The organism is Burkholderia sp. BCC1972 (genome assembly GCF_905339605.1).
Taxonomy (GTDB): domain Bacteria; phylum Pseudomonadota; class Gammaproteobacteria; order Burkholderiales; family Burkholderiaceae; genus Burkholderia.
Window position 1 is genome coordinate 78,388 of sequence record NZ_CAJPGH010000023.1, and the last position, 15,842, is coordinate 94,229.

The window sequence follows — 15,842 nt, forward strand, 5'->3', positions numbered from 1 at the left end:
TACATGAGTCATCTTGAAGCACGCGCCGGACATCCGGTCGCCGGGCACCAGGACGCAGGCCGGCCCGAAGTATCGGTCATCATCCCCGTGTACAACGAGGAAGACGGCCTCGCCGCGCTGTTCGCGCGGCTGTATCCGGCGCTCGACGCACTCGACACGTCGTACGAAGTGATCCTGATCAACGACGGCAGCCGCGACCGCTCGGCCGCGATGCTCGCCGATCAGTTCCACGTACGGCCCGACACGACGCGTGTCGTGCTGCTCAACGGCAACTACGGCCAGCACATGGCCATCCTCGCGGGCTTCGCGCAGTCGCGCGGCGAGATCGTCATCACGCTCGACGCCGACCTGCAGAATCCGCCCGAGGAAATCGGCAAGCTGATCGCGAAGATGCGCGAGGGCTACGACTACGTCGGCTCGATCCGCAAGCAGCGCCAGGACAGCCTGTGGCGGCGCAAGGCGTCGCAGATGATGAACCGGCTGCGCGAGCGCATCACGCGCATCAAGATGACCGACCAGGGCTGCATGCTGCGCGCGTACAGCCGCCGCATCATCGACACGATCAACGTGTGCGGCGAAGTCAACACATTCATTCCCGCGCTCGCGTACACGTTCGCGCAGAAGCCGACCGAAATCGAGGTCGCGCACGAGGAACGCTTCGCGGGCGAATCGAAGTATTCGCTGTACAGCCTGATCCGGCTGAACTTCGACCTCGTGACCGGCTTCTCGGTCGTGCCGCTGCAGTGGCTGTCGTTCATCGGCGTGATCCTGTCGCTCGGCTCCGCCGCGCTGTTCGTGCTGCTGCTGGTGCGCCGCTTCATCGTCGGCGCGGAAGTGCAAGGCGTGTTCACGCTGTTCGCGATCACGTTCTTCCTGCTCGGCGTGATCATCTTCGCGCTCGGCCTACTCGGCGAGTATGTCGGCCGCATCTACCAGCAGGTGCGCGCGCGTCCCCGCTACCTGATCCAGGCCGTGCTCGAGCAGCACGACGGCATGCCGCCGGTGCCGGCCGGCACGAACCGCACGGGAGCGCCGCAATGAAGCCGCGCGCGGTCGTCTTCGCGTATCACAACGTCGGCGTGCGCTGCCTGCAGGTACTGCTCGCGCGCGGCGTCGACGTCGCGCTCGTCGTCACGCACGAGGACAACCCGAACGAGAACATCTGGTTCGGCAGCGTCGCGTCCGTGGCGGCCGAGCACGGCATTCCGGTCGTCACGCCGGCCGATCCCGCCGATCCGGCCCTGCGCCGCGCGGTGTCGGATGCCCGGCCCGATTTCATCTTCTCGTTCTACTACCGGCACATGCTGCCGGTGGACCTGCTCGCGATCGCGCCGCGCGGCGCGTACAACATGCACGGTTCGCTGCTGCCGAAATACCGGGGTCGGGTTCCGACCAACTGGGCCGTGCTGAACGGCGAGACCGAGACCGGCGCGACGCTGCACGAGATGGCCGCGAAGCCCGACGCGGGCGCGATCATCGGCCAGACCGCGGTGCCGATCCTGCCGGACGACACGGCCACGCAGGTGTTCGACAAGGTCACGGTGGCCGCCGAGCAGACGCTCTGGCGCGTGCTGCCCGCGCTGCTCGCGGGCGAGGCCGCGCACCTGCCGAACGACCTGTCGACCGGCAGCTACTACGGCGGGCGCAAGCCCGAGGACGGCCGCGTCGACTGGTCGAAACCGGCCGCACAGGTCTACAACCTGGTGCGCGCGGTCGCGCCCCCGTATCCGGGCGCGTTCACGGACGTCGCCGGCACGCGTTTCGTGATCGCGCGCGCGCGCCTCGCGGCGCCCGGCAGCGCGGCAGCGGCCGCCGCGGCAGATTTGCCGCCCGGCCTGCACGTAAGCGATAATGCGCTATTCGGCGTCTGCGGCGACAGCCGCGCCCTATCCATTCTCGAGCTGTGGCAGCAGCGCGACGGCAGCGAAACCGTCGTGACGCCCGCGGAATTCGCGCAGTTCATTCATTCTTCCCGTCATTCATGAAAGCAAAAAAAGTCCTGATCCTGGGTGTGAACGGCTTCATCGGCCATCACCTGTCGAAGCGCATTCTTGAAACCACCGATTGGGAAGTGTTCGGCATGGACATGCAGACCGATCGGCTGGGCGACCTCGTCAACCACGAGCGGATGCATTTCTTCGAAGGCGACATCACGATCAACAAGGAGTGGGTCGAGTATCACGTGAAGAAGTGCGACGTGATCCTGCCGCTCGTCGCGATCGCGACGCCCGCCACCTACGTCCAGCAGCCGCTGCGCGTGTTCGAACTCGACTTCGAGGCGAACCTGCCGATCGTGCGTTCGGCCGTCAAGTACGGCAAGCACCTCGTGTTCCCGTCGACCTCCGAGGTCTACGGCATGTGCTCGGACGAGCAGTTCGATCCGGACGCATCGGCCCTCACCTACGGCCCGATCAACAAGCCGCGCTGGATCTACGCGTGCTCGAAGCAGCTGATGGACCGCGTGATCTGGGGCTACGGGATGGAAGGCCTGAACTTCACGCTGTTCCGCCCGTTCAACTGGATCGGCCCGGGCCTCGACTCGATCTACACGCCGAAGGAAGGCAGCTCGCGCGTGGTCACGCAGTTCCTCGGCCACATCGTGCGCGGCGAGAACATCAGCCTCGTCGACGGCGGCTCGCAGAAGCGCGCGTTCACCGACATCGGCGACGGCATCAGCGCGCTGATGAAGATCATCGAGAACAAGGACGGCGTCGCGTCGGGCAAGATCTACAACATCGGGAATCCGAAGAACAACTTCTCGGTTCGCGAACTCGCGCACAAGATGCTCGAACTGGCCGCGGAATACCCCGAGTACGCCGATTCGGCCAAGCAAGTGAAGCTCGTCGAAACGACGTCCGGCGCCTACTACGGCAACGGCTACCAGGACGTGCAGAACCGCGTGCCGAAGATCGACAACACGATGCAGGAGCTCGGCTGGGCGCCGCAGGCGACGTTCGACGACGCGCTGCGCAACATCTTCGAAGCGTATCGCGGCCACGTCGCCGACGCGCGCGCGCTCGTCGAACAGCAAGGCTGACCGGGACGCTCGCTTGGCTCGTATCGTCCTCAAGATCGACGTCGACACGCTGCGCGGCACGCGCGAAGGCGTGCCCAATCTCGCGCGCATCTTCGACCGCTTCAGTGCGCGCGCGACCTTCCTCTTCAGCCTCGGGCCCGATCACACGGGCTGGGCGCTGCGGCGCGTGTTTCGCCCGGGCTTCCTGAAGAAGGTGTCGCGCACGTCGGTGGTCGAACACTACGGCGTGAAGCAGCTGATGTACGGCGTGCTGCTGCCGGGCCCCGACATCGGCCGCCGTGCGATCGCCGACATGCGCGCGATCCACGAGGCCGGTTTCGAATGCGGGATCCACACGTGGGATCACGTGTACTGGCAGGACAACGTCCGCGCGCGCGATCGCGACTGGACCGCGCGTGAAATGCAGAAGTCTCACGCGCGCTTCATCGAGATTTTCGGCGCACCGCCCGTCACGCACGGCGCGGCCGGCTGGCAGATGAACGATTCGGCGTTCGAGCAGATCGATGCATGGGGGATGCGCTACGCATCCGACGGGCGCGGCCACTCGCCGTACCTGCCCGTCGTCGGCGGCCGCACGCTGTCGCACGTGCAGATGCCGACCACGCTGCCGACGCTCGACGAAGTGCTCGGCATCGACGGCGTCGACACGCACAACGTCGCCGCGCACATCCTCAAGTTCACCGAAACCAATCCGCACGACCAGGTCTTCACGCTGCATGCGGAACTGGAAGGCCAGAAGCTCGCGCCCGTGTTCGAGCAACTGCTCGCCGGCTGGCGCGCGCAGGGCCACACGTTTGCGACGATGGGTGACTACCACGCGACGCTGGACCGCGACTCGCTGCCATCGTACCCTGTCACGTGGGGCGAAATCCCCGGCCGCTCCGGCGAACTGATCGTCCAGCCCGACTGAGTTCGCGCGCGAGCCGGCGTCGCCCGCAGCGCGCTTGGCCGTGCTGCGGCGGCGCCCCGCCGCACAGCGCCGTCGCAGCGGCGCCTTTCCATAACAACAGGAGAAACACGTGTCTGTCGAAGTTGACCGTCAAGTTCCCGATTTCACCGCACCGGCCACGGGCGGCGACATTTCGCTGTCCGACCTGAAAGGCAAGAAGCTCGTGCTGTACTTCTATCCGAAGGACAACACGCCGGGCTGCACGACCGAGGGGCTGCAGTTCCGCGATCTCTATCCGAAGTTCAAGAAAGCCGGTGCGGAAGTCATCGGCGTGTCGCGCGACAGCCTGCGCTCGCATGACAATTTCAAGGCAAAGCTCGAACTGCCGTTCCCGCTCATCTCCGATGCCGACGAAGCGCTGTGCGCGCTGTTCGATGTCATCAAGATGAAGAAAATGTATGGCAAGGAAGTGCGCGGAATCGAGCGCTCGACGTTCCTGATCGACGCCGACGGCGTGCTCCGCCAGGCATGGCGCGGCATCAAGGTGCCGGGTCACGTGGACGACGTGCTAAAGGCTGTACAAGCGCTTTGAGGCGCGTTATATTGGGCCGCAATGAATGCCAGTTCGCCCCATATTTCTCGTAGCTGCGCCGGTGCTCGATGCGATGCTTCCCGGCACCTGACGCGCATCACGACGATATCAGCCGAGCCGCATGCCCCTGTCGACGGGGCAGCGGCTTTTTTTATGGATTGCGCGCCGGCCCTCCCGGTCCGGCCCTAACCGCATCGAGGAGCTGATCGACACTTAGGCGAACCGGCTAGACGAACTTCCTGTGCGCCACCGCGCGCAAACTGCATGCGTCTACGTCACGCAGGATGCGATCAGCGGCGCACGCCATGCGACACGATTCCTCCCGAGGGACACCATGCCTTTGCCTACCCCCCCCAGCAAGCTCGGCAGCCTGCTGCCGCCCGACGAATACAAGGCGAAAGCGCGGCCCGCGAAAGCCGCGAAGAAATCCGCCGAAGGGGACGCATCCACAGCCGGTGACTATGGTCCGGCCAGCGTGGCCCAACCGATGATCGAAGCCGCGAACACGGCCGCGCCGCTGCGTGCCGTCGCGTCTTCGGCGCCTGATGCCGCGAGCGCACCCGCACGCGGCCGCAAGACCAGGCAGACGGCCGCGCTGTTGCAGCCGATGCCGGCCCCCGCCGAACCCGCGGCGCCGGTCGTCGCACGCAACGACAAGCCGGCCGCCGGCAAACCGGCCGCCGCACCCGTGCGCGACGCCGGTGCCGCGACGAAGTCGCGCAGCCGCAAGCCCGCCGAAGCCGAACTGCAGAAACTGTTCGTGCTCGACACCAACGTGCTGATGCACGACCCGAGCAGCCTCTTCCGCTTCGAGGAACACGACGTCTATCTGCCGATGATGACGCTCGAGGAACTCGACAACCACAAGAAGGGGATGTCCGAAGTCGCGCGCAACGCACGCCAGGTCAGCCGCACGCTCGACGCGCTCGTCGCCGATGGCGGCCCGATCTCGGACGGCATCCCGCTGTCGCGCCTCGGCAGCCGCGAGGCGCTCGGCCGCCTGTACTTCCAGACGAAGCTCGCCGACATCGCGCCGATCGAAGGCTTGCCCGAAGGCAAGGCCGACAACCAGATCCTCGGCGTCGTGCGCGCGCTGCAGCGCGACCGGCCCGACCGCCAGGTCGTGCTGGTGTCGAAAGACATCAACATGCGGATCAAGGCGCATGCGCTCGGCCTGCCCGCGGAAGACTACTTCAACGACCAGGTGCTCGAGGACAAGGATCTCCTCTACTCCGGCGTGCGCGAACTCCCGCAGGACTTCTGGACCAAGCACGCGAAGGGCATGGAGAGCTGGCAGGACACGAAGACGGGCACCACGTACTACCGCGTGACGGGCCCGCTCGTCGCGTCGATGCTCGTCAACGAGTTCGTCTATTTCGAGCCGCAGAACGGCGAGCCGACGTTCCATGCGATCGTCCGCGAACTGAACGGCAAGACGGCGCTGCTGCAGACGCTGCGCGACTACAGCCACCACAAGAACAACGTGTGGGGGATCACCGCGCGCAACCGCGAGCAGAACTTCGCGCTGAACCTGCTGATGAACCCCGAGATCGACTTCGTCACGCTGCTCGGCCAGGCCGGCACCGGCAAGACGCTCGTCGCGCTCGCGGCCGGCCTCGCGCAGGTGCTCGACGACAAGCGCTACAACGAGATCATCGTGACGCGCGCGACCGTGCCCGTCGGCGAGGACATCGGTTTCCTGCCCGGTACAGAGGAAGAGAAGATGCAGCCGTGGATGGGTGCATTCGACGACAACCTCGAAGTGCTGCAGAAAACCGACGACGCGGCCGGCGAATGGGGCCGTGCCGCGACGCAGGAGCTGATCCGTTCGCGCCTGAAGGTGAAGAGCATGAACTTCATGCGCGGCCGCACGTTCGTCGACAAGTACCTGATCATCGACGAGGCGCAGAACCTGACGCCGAAGCAGATGAAGACGCTCGTCACGCGCGCGGGCCCCGGCACGAAGATCGTGTGCCTCGGCAACATCGCGCAGATCGACACGCCTTACCTGACCGAAGGCAGCTCGGGCCTGACCTACGTCGTCGACCGCTTCAAGGGCTGGGGCCACGGCGGCCACGTGACGCTCGCTCGCGGCGAACGCTCGCGGCTTGCCGACTACGCGTCGGACATCCTGTAATACCGCAAGCCGGCCGGTCGGCCGGCTGTCGACGCCTCGCGGCGCTCCGGAAACGGAGCGCCGTTTTTATTTGGGGTCGAAGACAAAAGTAACGCTTCGTCACGCAACAACGCAGTTTACGCGCGAAACTTCAAGTAAATTCTCAGGAATGGTTGCTTAAGCCCCGTCGGACCGTCTACCATCTGGTCTGTCTGTTGTCATACGATTCGCGAGCGCGCCGCGCTCGCCCGCCTCGCCATGCTTCGAATCTGGGTTCCCGTTGCCATCGTTTCCCTGCTTGCGGCCTGCTCCAGCGTGCCGCAGCAGTCGGCATCGCGTCCCGCGTCGGGCATGAAGATCACGACGCCGCGCGCGTTCCCCGCTCCCGCCAATTTCCCGAAATTCGTCGATCACAGCGTCGGCCAGGAAGAAATCTCGATCCAGGCGATGAGCCTCGTCGGCATCCCGTATCGCTGGGGCGGCAACACGCCGACGAGCGGCTTCGACTGCAGCGGGCTCGTGCGCTACGTGATCGGCCGCGCGGCCGACGTGAACCTGCCGCGCACGACCGCCGACATGAGCGGCCGCGGCGTGTCGGTCGAACCCGAGGAAATCGCGCCGGGCGACCTGATTTTCTTCAATACGACCGGGCGGCCGCATTCGCACGTCGGCATCTATGTCGGCAAGCTGCGCTTCGTCAACGCACCGTCGACGGGCGGCACCGTGCGGCTCGACTACCTGACGAACCCGTACTGGGCCAAGCGTTTCGACGGCATTCGCCGCGTCGCGCCGCCGCGCACGGCGCCGACGCCGTTCGATGCGCCGACCTACGAGGCGAAGCGCGACGAGCCGCGCAACGCGCCGGCAGCAGCACCCGCCCCAGTGGTCGTGACTGCCGCTGCGTCGCGGCCGCCCGCGTATGCTTCGTCGCAAGCGAGAGCAACGCAGGCGCCGGCGCCCGCTCCGGCGGTCCCGGCCGCACCGATCGTGACGACCGCCGCAGCCGCACCTGCGGCCCCGGCCGCCGATCCGTACGAACCGCCGCCGCCGCGTATGCAGGCCGCGCAGCAACAGGCGACGTCGGTGAATGACGGCCCGACCGCAATGACGGCCAATTCAGTGCCCATCACCGCGGCGGAATCCGGCACGCAGATTCCGACGACGGCGCTGACGGCCGCCCAGGCTGCCGCCTTCGATGCCGAACCGCCGCCCGCCGCTGCATCCGCTGCTCCACGCAGTATCGAGCCTGCCCCCGTGCAGGTATTGCGCGCGTCGACGCAATCCGCGCCCGTCAGCCCGCGTACCGGCACCGCAGACGATCCGATCGCGCGATTTGCGAACGGCAGTTACTGACCGGTCGCCCGAACCCCGACGGCCGGTATCGCCGCCGGCATCTGCCGCCGCGCCTGCCTGCTCCGCCTGAAACGCCCCTGCTCCAAAAGAAAATGCGCCGCAGCCTTTCGGCTTGCGGCGCATCGGATATCGAACCTGCTGCGTCGACGATCAGAAGATCTGGTGGCCGAGCCACCATCCGCCGGCCGCGAACAGCGCGGCTGCCGGCAATGTCAGCACCCACGCCCATACGATGTTGCCGGCGACACCCCAGCGCACGGCCGACAGCTTCTGCGTCGCGCCGACGCCGACGATCGCGCCGGTGATCGTATGCGTGGTCGACACCGGGATGCCGAGGAACGACGCGAGGAACAGCGTCATCGCGCCACCGGTTTCCGCACAGAACCCGCCGACCGGCTTGAGCTTCGTGATCTTCTGGCCCATCGTGCGCACGATGCGCCAGCCACCGAACAGCGTGCCGAGGCCCATCGACAGGTAGCATGCGCCGATCACCCACGCGGGCGGCGCATCGGCGGTGGCCGACGCGTAGCCGCTCGCGATCAGCAGCATCCAGATGATGCCGATCGTCTTCTGCGCGTCGTTGCCGCCGTGGCCGAGGCTGTACAGGCCGGCCGACAGCAGCTGCAGCCGCCGGAAGCGCCGGTCGACCTTGCTGGGCGCGGTACGGAAGTACAGCCACGACACGCCGAGCATGAACAGCGAACCGAGGATGAAGCCGAGCAGCGGCGAAATGAAGATGAACGCGATCGTCTTCAGCAGCCCGTCGATGTTCAGCGAGCTCCAGCCCGACTTCGCGAGCGCCGCGCCGACGAGGCCGCCGATCAGCGCGTGCGACGAGCTCGACGGAATCCCGTAGTACCACGTGATCACGTTCCAGCCGATCGCGCCGACCAGCGCGCCGAAGATGACGTAGTGGTCGACGATCTCGGGGTCGATCGTGCCTTTACCGACGGTCTGGGCGACTTTCAGGTGGAAGATGAAGTACGCGATCACGTTGAACGCGGCCGCGAACACGACGGCCTGCTGGGGCTTCAGCACCCCGGTCGACACGACGGTGGCGATCGAGTTCGCCGCGTCGTGAAAGCCGTTCATGAAGTCGAATACGAGCGCGACGAGCACGAGTGCCGCGACCATCCATAGGGCGAGTTGTATCGAATGCATCGTGGTCCGCTCAGGCGTTTTCCAGCACGATGCCTTCGATGATGTTCGCGACGTCCTCGCACTTGTCGGTGATCTCTTCGAGCAGCTCGTAGATCGCCTTCAGCTTGATGAGCGTCTTCACGTCGTCTTCCTCGCGGAACAGCTTCGACATCGCCGCACGCAGCACGCGATCGGCCTCCGACTCCCAGCGGTCGATCTCCTCGCACTGCTTGAGGATTTGTGCCGACTGCTTCATGTCGGACAGCAACCCGACCGCCTGCTGCACGTGCTGCGCCGACTGCGTGACGATGTGCGCGAGCTGGCTCGCCTCGGACGTGACCGAACGCACGTCGTACAGCGACACGGCCGTCGCGACGTCTTCCATCAGGTCGAGGATGTCGTCCATCGTCGTGATCAGCTTGTGGATCTCGTCGCGATCGAGCGGCGTGATGAAAGTCTTGTGCAACAGATCGATCGCCTCGTGCGTGAGCTTGTCGGCGGCCTTCTCGGCGGTTTGCACGTTTTGCTTGTGAATCTCGGCGTCGGCGAGATTGTCGATCAGCAGTTCGAGCTCGCGGCCACCGGAAACGATGTGCTTCGCGTGCGCGTTGAAGAGTTCAAAGAACTTGCCCTCGGTGGGCATGAATCGACCGAACATGGGATTCCTGAGAGATTGTCAAACTACTGTCACGAAAACGGGCGACATTGTACCGTTTTCGGTCGCGACGCGACGCGCGCACATGCACGCGCCGGGATTGGATACAACGTTTGGCGATTTAGGGCTTTACAAGCGGCGTTACTCGCCGTAGAACGTCTGCGCCCCCGCAAAGTTATCGAACTTCGTGTATTGACCCAGGAACGTGAGCCGAACGGGGCCGATCGGGCCGTTACGCTGCTTGCCGATGATGATTTCGGCCGTGCCCTTGTCGGGGCTGTCCGGGTTGTAGACTTCGTCACGGTAAATGAACAGGATCACGTCCGCATCCTGCTCGATTGCGCCTGATTCGCGCAAGTCCGACATCACCGGGCGCTTGTTCGGGCGCTGTTCGAGGCCGCGGTTCAGCTGCGACAGCGCGATCACCGGCACGTCGAGCTCCTTCGCGAGGCTCTTCAGCGATCGCGAGATTTCCGAGATTTCGGTTGCGCGGTTCTCGCCCTGCGACGAGCCCGACATCAGCTGCAGGTAGTCGACGATGATCAGGCCGAGCTTGCCGCATTGCCGCGCCAGACGCCGCGCGCGAGAACGCAATTCCATCGGGTTCAGGCCGCCCGTCTCGTCGATGAAGAGCTGCGCCTCGCTCATCTTCTGCACCGCATGCGTCAGCTTCGGCCAATCCTCGTCCGTCAGGCGGCCCGTGCGCATCCGGTGCTGGTCGAGCCGGCCGATCGAGCCGAGCATACGCATCACGAGCTGGGTACCCGGCATTTCCATCGAGAACACCGCGACCGGCAGCCCGTACTCGACCGCGACGTATTCGCCGATGTTCATCGAGAACGCGGTCTTACCCATCGACGGGCGCCCTGCAACGATGATCAGTTCGCCGCCGTGCATCCCGGACGTCATCCGGTCGAGGTCGACGAAGCCCGTCGGCGTGCCCGTGACGTCGCTCGGGTTCGCGGTGTGGTACAGCGTGTCGATGCGCTCGACCACCTGCGTGAGCAGCGGGCCGATCTCGAGGAAGCCCTGGTTGCCGCGCGCGCCTTCTTCCGCGATCGAGAACACCTTCGACTCGGCTTCGTCGAGCAGCTGGCGAACTTCCTTGCCCTGCGGATTGAATGCGTCGGCCGAGATTTCGTCGGCGACCGACACGAGCCGGCGCAACACCGCGCGGTCGCGCACGATTTCCGCGTAGCGACGGATGTTCGCGGCGCTCGGCGTGTTCTGCGCGAGCGCGTTCAGGTACGCGAGCCCGCCGACGTCATCGGCCTTGCCGGACGTGGTCAGCGCTTCGTACACGGTCACGACGTCGGCCGGGCGCGTCGACGCGATCAGGCGGCCGATGTGCTCGTAGATGATCCGGTGGTCGTAGCGGTAGAAATCGCCCTGCGACAGGAAATCGGCAATCCGGTCCCATGCCGCGTTGTCGAGCAACAGGCCGCCGAGCACCGACTGTTCGGCTTCGACCGAATGCGGCGGGACTTTCAGCGATTCGATTTGGGGATCTTGCGGCGCGTTCATGGGTTGGGATTATCGCGAATAGATCGCTGCAGCGCTACCGCTCAGGCGATCGGGCAATAAAAAAGGCAGGCCCCGGTTGCCCGGGCGCCTGCCCTTGTCCGGACGGCGGAAGCCGCCCGGAAAGCTTGCATACGCTTACGCGTGGTCGCCGATCACGTTGATCGTGACGTCGACGACGACGTCCGTGTGCAGCGCGACCTGGACGTTGTGCTCGCCGATCATCTTCAGCGGGCCTTCCGGCATGCGAACTTGCAGCTTCTCGACTTCGAAACCTGCCTTCTTCAGCAGTTCAGCGACGTCGCCGTTCGTGACCGAGCCGAACAGACGGCCGTCAACGCCCGACTTCTGCGTGATTTCGAACGACTGGCCGTTCAGCTTCTCGCCGACTGCCTGCGATGCTGCCAGCTTTTCAGCGGCGATCTTTTCGAGTTCAGCGCGGCGAACTTCGAATTCGGCGATCGCTTCCTTCGTTGCACGGCGAGCCTTGCGGTTCGGGATCAGGAAGTTGCGAGCGTAACCGTCCTTGACCTTGACGATGTCGCCGAGGTTGCCCAGATTGGCGACTTTTTCCAACAGAATGATTTGCATTCGAATTCTCCTTATTGCGTCGCCTGATTACGCCTTGTGCTGATCGGTGTACGGCAGCAGCGCGAGGAAACGCGCACGCTTGATGGCCGTATCCAGCTGACGCTGATAGTGCGCCTTCGTACCCGTCAGGCGAGCCGGCGTGATCTTGCCGTTTTCGCCGATGAAGTCCTTCAGCGTTTCCGTGTCCTTGTAGTCGATCTGCTCGACGCCGGCAGCCGTGAAACGGCAGAACTTCTTGCGCTTGAAGAGCGGGTTTTGTTGCTGACGACGCTTGTCGAATTTCTTACCAGTCGGGCGGGGCATGATTTCAGTCCTTTCCAATGTCCTGCAATGCTGTGATGTGAAACACCAAGGTTCTCGCGTTGCGGCTTTTCTTGGCCAGGAAGCCCGTGAACAGCGTTTCGACGCCCATTTCACGACTTTCCAGCCTGCCGCTCGCCTCACCGGCCGCCACCGCCTCGATCGTCATTTCGACCTGACGGGGAATGCCTGCTTCGACGACTTCCGTGCGGTGCTGCAATGTGGCGCTAGCGATCGGAACACCTGCCGGCGTATATCGCACCGGTGCGCGTTCGACGACGCTCGCCGTCAATTGCAACCTGTTCACGAGAGTGGCGCGCTCCTTGATGGCTTAATGAATGACGAACTTAAGCCTGCGCTTCGGTCGGCTGAGCTGCAGCCGCCTTCTTGGCTTCTTCGCGCTGAACTTCCTTCATCATCGGCGACGGGCCGGTTTCGGCCTTCTTCATCTTGACGATGAGGTGACGCAGCACGGCGTCGTTGAACTTGAACGCGTGTTCGAGTTCGTCGAGCGTCGTCTGGTCGCACTCGATGTTCATGCAGACGTAGTGAGCCTTCGCGAGTTTCTCGATCATGTAGGCCAGTTGGCGACGGCCCCAGTCTTCGACACGGTGGACCTGACCGCCGTGCGACGTGATCGTGGACTTGTAGCGCTCGATCATCGCGGGCACTTGCTCGCTTTGATCCGGGTGCACGATGAAGACGATTTCGTAATGACGCATTACACACTCCTTGTGGATTAAAGCCACCCGGGCGTCTGAACCGGTGTGGCAAGTGAGAAGCCGAAGATTCTAACCCGATTACGGGGCGCATGCAAGGCCAATCAACGATCGGCGCGCGGATTCGGCCATGTTTTCAAAGACTTGAACGGCGGGCCGATACCCGCGCCCGCCCGTCGGCTCTTTTTTATCGGGGTCCGAAGGCAAGCCGGACACGCGGCGGCGTGCAACGGGCGCCGCGCCGTCACTCGCTGCGCGTGCCGGAGAGCCGCGTGTCGAGCGCGGCCTTGAACGCCGCGAGCGCCGACGGCTCGGCGTCGGTCACGGCCCACCACGTCATCCCCGCCGCGTCCCAGCGGTCGAGCGCATAGCCCTGCGACACGGTCGAGTACGGGGCCGCGGGCCCTTCCCCGGCCGGCCGTACGTAGACGTCGATCACGTGCTGCCGGTACCGGTAGACGAGCACCGCCACGCGGCGGCGCCCGACGTAGTCGAGCCGGCCGCCGACCAGCGCGAAGCCGTTCGCCGCGAGATCCTCGACCGGCGGCGCATAGTCGAGCCGGCCGTTGAACCACGGCTTGACCGTGTGGCGGTCGGTCGAGATCACGTCGATGTCGCGCGCCGACAGGTCGGCCCGCACGTGGCTCGACACGAGTTCGTCGACGGTGCGGTCGGTGTCGGCGTGGCGCGCGGACAACGTCATCCCGCCCGCCGCCGCGAGCGCCACCAGCAGCGCGACGCCCCAGCCGAGCCCCGGCCATGCGGCGACGCCCGCCCCGGTGCCGGCCGTGGCCGGGCGTGCCGACCCGCCGCGCCCCGGCAGCCAGGGAAACCAGCCACGACCGCGCGGACGCGGCGGCGATTTCGGCTGCGAGCGCGGCTCGGGCCGCGACTCGGCCGGCGCCGGCTCGCGAACGGGCGCATCGGCCGCGGCCGGCAGGCCGGCCAGGATGCTTGCCCGCAACGCATCGGGCGCACGGTGATAATCGGCCTGCCGCACGGCCTGCACCAGCGTGACGATCCGCGCGCGTTCGCGGCGGCACACGCCGCACTCTTCGACATGCTGCTGGACCCGCAACGCATCGGGCGCCGACAGCTCGCGGTCGACGTCCGCGTCCAGCAACGCTCGCGCTTCGTTACAGTCCATCGATAGCCTCCGATGCGGTTCCGCCGGCCGGCGTACGGCCCGGCCTGCCTTCGGGCGCCGGTGCCGGCGCGCCGCCCAGCAGCGCGGCGAGCTTGCGCCGGCCGCGCGCGAGCCGCGACATCACGGTGCCGACCGGCACGTCCGCGATCGCCGCGATCTCGCGGTAACTCAGGTCCTCCATCTCGCGCAGCACGAGCACCTCGCGGTATTCGGGCGGCAGCTTCGCGAGCGCCGCGTTCACGAGCCGCACGTTCTCGCCGCGCAGCAGGTGCGCCAGCGGATCTTCCGTCGCCGGCTGCCAATCGTCGGGCACGTCGGTGTCGTCGAGCGTGTCGGGCAGCGCGACCTCGTGCGCATGCGTGCGGCGGCGCCACTCGGTGTACCAGGTATGGCGCACGATCGTCAGCAGCCACGGCCGCGCGTTGTCCCCGCGACACGAATCGACGAAGCGCAGCGCGCGCATGCACGCGTCCTGGACGACGTCGTCCGCGTCGCCGGCATTGCCGCTCAGCCAGCGCGCGAGGTTGTACGCGGCGTCGAGATGCGGCAGCACGAGCACGCGAAACCGCTCGCCGCGCGCGACCGCGTCGTCTGCCCCCCGTTCATCGACCGCCTGTCCGGCTTGCCCCACATGGCCTCCCTGGTCCCGGCGGCCGATGCCGCGCCCGTTCCGCGCACGGCGCCCGGACAGACCGGCAACGTGCACGCTCGACGACCATACCGTTGCTGCGTCGAGTTTATTCCCGCGCCGGGCGCTCGATGCGTAAAAAAATCGCCGGAGCGCCTGCCTCCCGTTACGGCGTGGTGCTCCAGTAGCCGGGGCGCGCATAGGCGTCGCGCAGGTAGTCGATGAAATAGCGCACGCGCGCCGGCACGTAGCGCTGCTGCGGATACACCGCGAGGATGTCGTAGTCGGGCAGCGCGTATTCGTCGAGGACGGTCTCGAGCTCGCCCGTCTCCAGCTGCGCGGCGATTTCCCAGGTCGAACGCCAGCCGAGCCCGAGCCCTTCGGCCACCCAGCGGTGCAGCAGCTCGCCGTCGTTGCAGTCGAGGTTGCCGGCCACGCGCATCGTCGCGATCTTGCCGTGGCGCTGGAAATACCAGCCGCGGTTCTGCCCGCCCTGCAGGTTGAATGCGAGGCAGTTGTGCTTCAGCAGGTCGTCGAGCGACTTCGGCCGGCCGTGCCGGCGGAAATACCCGGGCGTGCCGCACACGACGCGCCGGTTCGACGCGAGCTTCACCGCGACGAAGTTCGGGTCGACGGCGCCGCCGATCCGGATCGACAGGTCGTAGCCTTCGCGCACGAGGTCGACGACGCGGTCGGTCAGGTTGAACGACAGCTGCATCTCCGGCTTGTCGGCCAGAAAGCCGGGCGCGTGCGGCGCGACGTGCTTGCGCCCGAACGCGGCCGGCGCCGAAACGATCAGGTGCCCGCTGACCGCGCGCCGCCCGGCGGCCAGCTCGTTCTCGGCCTGGTCCCATTCGGACAGCAGCCCGCGGCAGCGCTCGAGGAACGCGGCGCCCTCCTCGCTGACCACCAGCCGCCGCGTCGAGCGGTACATCAGCTTCACGCCGAGGCGCTTCTCCAGCGCGTCGATGCGCCGCCCGAGCACCACCGGCGACACGCCCTCCTCGAGTGCCGCCGCCGCGAGGCTGCCGGCGTCGGCCACCCGCACGAACGTCTCGATCTGCTTGAAGCGATCCATCTCCTGTCTCCGTCTCTGTTCCAGCCCCGGCGGGAAGCCCCGCCCGGCCGTCATTCCATACTTTTAGTTTCGAAAT

At 66.0% G+C, this 15,842-nt stretch carries 17 protein-coding genes and 1 pseudogene; 7 read left to right on the forward strand and 11 right to left on the reverse strand.

What is annotated here, in order from left to right; translation table 11 throughout:
* Positions 1 to 3: 3 nt before the first annotated feature.
* The 5 genes from U5798_RS27530 to U5798_RS27550 all read left to right on the forward strand — a co-directional run bounded on the left by U5798_RS27530 (position 4) and on the right by U5798_RS27550 (position 4,518).
* On the forward strand, positions 4 to 1,041 hold the full coding sequence (locus U5798_RS27530) for a glycosyltransferase (protein ID WP_124450326.1): 1,038 nt from the start codon (positions 4 to 6) through the stop codon (positions 1,039 to 1,041).
* Positions 1,038 to 1,985, forward strand: coding sequence for a formyltransferase (locus U5798_RS27535; RefSeq protein ID WP_124450328.1), 948 nt, complete (start codon positions 1,038 to 1,040; stop codon positions 1,983 to 1,985). Before U5798_RS27530 ends, U5798_RS27535 begins: the two co-directional genes overlap by 4 nt.
* Positions 1,982 to 3,037, forward strand: a complete 1,056-nt coding sequence (locus tag U5798_RS27540) for a bifunctional UDP-4-keto-pentose/UDP-xylose synthase (RefSeq protein ID WP_059233974.1) — start codon at positions 1,982 to 1,984, stop codon at positions 3,035 to 3,037. Before U5798_RS27535 ends, U5798_RS27540 begins: the two co-directional genes overlap by 4 nt.
* A 13-nt stretch (positions 3,038 to 3,050) precedes the next feature.
* Positions 3,051 to 3,947: a polysaccharide deacetylase family protein gene (locus U5798_RS27545; protein WP_124450330.1), complete on the forward strand. Its 897-nt coding sequence runs from the start codon at positions 3,051 to 3,053 to the stop codon at positions 3,945 to 3,947.
* A 109-nt stretch (positions 3,948 to 4,056) separates the two neighbouring features.
* Positions 4,057 to 4,518 carry a peroxiredoxin gene (locus U5798_RS27550; RefSeq protein ID WP_034207483.1) on the forward strand — a complete coding sequence of 154 codons (462 nt, stop codon included), beginning with the start codon at positions 4,057 to 4,059 and terminating at the stop codon, positions 4,516 to 4,518.
* A gap of 185 nt (positions 4,519 to 4,703) precedes the next feature.
* Here U5798_RS27550 and U5798_RS27555 read toward each other — a convergent pair.
* Positions 4,704 to 4,957: pseudogene (locus U5798_RS27555) on the reverse strand (hypothetical protein); the annotation flags it as partial.
* On the opposite strand from U5798_RS27555, the gene U5798_RS27560 reads away from it, so the two are divergent.
* Together U5798_RS27560 and U5798_RS27565 are read left to right on the forward strand one after the other, a co-directional pair.
* Positions 4,853 to 6,655 (forward strand): PhoH family protein, encoded by a 1,803-nt coding sequence (locus U5798_RS27560; protein WP_322083801.1) that lies wholly within the window; start codon positions 4,853 to 4,855, stop codon positions 6,653 to 6,655. The pseudogene U5798_RS27555 and the gene U5798_RS27560 overlap by 105 nt on opposite strands.
* Before the next feature lie 237 nt (positions 6,656 to 6,892).
* Positions 6,893 to 7,987 (forward strand): C40 family peptidase, encoded by a 1,095-nt coding sequence (locus U5798_RS27565; protein WP_322083802.1) that lies wholly within the window; start codon positions 6,893 to 6,895, stop codon positions 7,985 to 7,987.
* A 150-nt stretch (positions 7,988 to 8,137) separates the two neighbouring features.
* Here the strand turns inward: U5798_RS27565 and U5798_RS27570 are convergent, their stop codons facing one another.
* From U5798_RS27570 to U5798_RS27615, 10 genes are all read right to left on the reverse strand, one after another.
* Complete coding sequence (locus U5798_RS27570; RefSeq protein ID WP_046543500.1) at positions 8,138 to 9,148, reverse strand: inorganic phosphate transporter; 1,011 nt, start codon at positions 9,146 to 9,148, stop codon at positions 8,138 to 8,140.
* A gap of 10 nt (positions 9,149 to 9,158) precedes the next feature.
* The gene (locus U5798_RS27575) at positions 9,159 to 9,785 is read right to left on the reverse strand and encodes a DUF47 domain-containing protein (protein ID WP_034188683.1); all 627 of its coding nucleotides are present in this window, start codon (positions 9,783 to 9,785) and stop codon (positions 9,159 to 9,161) included.
* A gap of 138 nt (positions 9,786 to 9,923) precedes the next feature.
* The gene (locus U5798_RS27580; RefSeq protein WP_006486249.1) at positions 9,924 to 11,306 is read right to left on the reverse strand and encodes a replicative DNA helicase; all 1,383 of its coding nucleotides are present in this window, start codon (positions 11,304 to 11,306) and stop codon (positions 9,924 to 9,926) included.
* Positions 11,307 to 11,441: 135 nt separating this feature from the next.
* Entirely contained in the window at positions 11,442 to 11,894 is a 453-nt protein-coding gene (rplI, locus tag U5798_RS27585; RefSeq protein WP_021156519.1) for a 50S ribosomal protein L9, read from the reverse strand.
* A gap of 27 nt (positions 11,895 to 11,921) precedes the next feature.
* Positions 11,922 to 12,197, reverse strand: a complete 276-nt coding sequence (rpsR, locus tag U5798_RS27590; protein ID WP_006486248.1) for a 30S ribosomal protein S18 — start codon at positions 12,195 to 12,197, stop codon at positions 11,922 to 11,924.
* A gap of 4 nt (positions 12,198 to 12,201) precedes the next feature.
* On the reverse strand, positions 12,202 to 12,501 hold the full coding sequence (gene priB / locus U5798_RS27595) for a primosomal replication protein N (protein ID WP_034188684.1): 300 nt from the start codon (positions 12,499 to 12,501) through the stop codon (positions 12,202 to 12,204).
* Positions 12,502 to 12,541: 40 nt separating this feature from the next.
* Complete coding sequence (rpsF, locus tag U5798_RS27600; RefSeq protein WP_124450336.1) at positions 12,542 to 12,916, reverse strand: 30S ribosomal protein S6; 375 nt, start codon at positions 12,914 to 12,916, stop codon at positions 12,542 to 12,544.
* A 241-nt stretch (positions 12,917 to 13,157) separates the two neighbouring features.
* On the reverse strand, positions 13,158 to 14,060 hold the full coding sequence (locus U5798_RS27605) for an anti-sigma factor (protein ID WP_322083803.1): 903 nt from the start codon (positions 14,058 to 14,060) through the stop codon (positions 13,158 to 13,160).
* The gene (locus U5798_RS27610; protein ID WP_124450341.1) at positions 14,050 to 14,691 is read right to left on the reverse strand and encodes an RNA polymerase sigma factor; all 642 of its coding nucleotides are present in this window, start codon (positions 14,689 to 14,691) and stop codon (positions 14,050 to 14,052) included. The genes U5798_RS27605 and U5798_RS27610 overlap by 11 nt, the downstream gene beginning before the upstream one ends.
* Positions 14,692 to 14,854: 163 nt before the next feature.
* Positions 14,855 to 15,766: a LysR family transcriptional regulator gene (locus U5798_RS27615; protein ID WP_124450343.1), complete on the reverse strand. Its 912-nt coding sequence runs from the start codon at positions 15,764 to 15,766 to the stop codon at positions 14,855 to 14,857.
* Between the last annotated feature and the right edge of the window lie 76 nt (positions 15,767 to 15,842).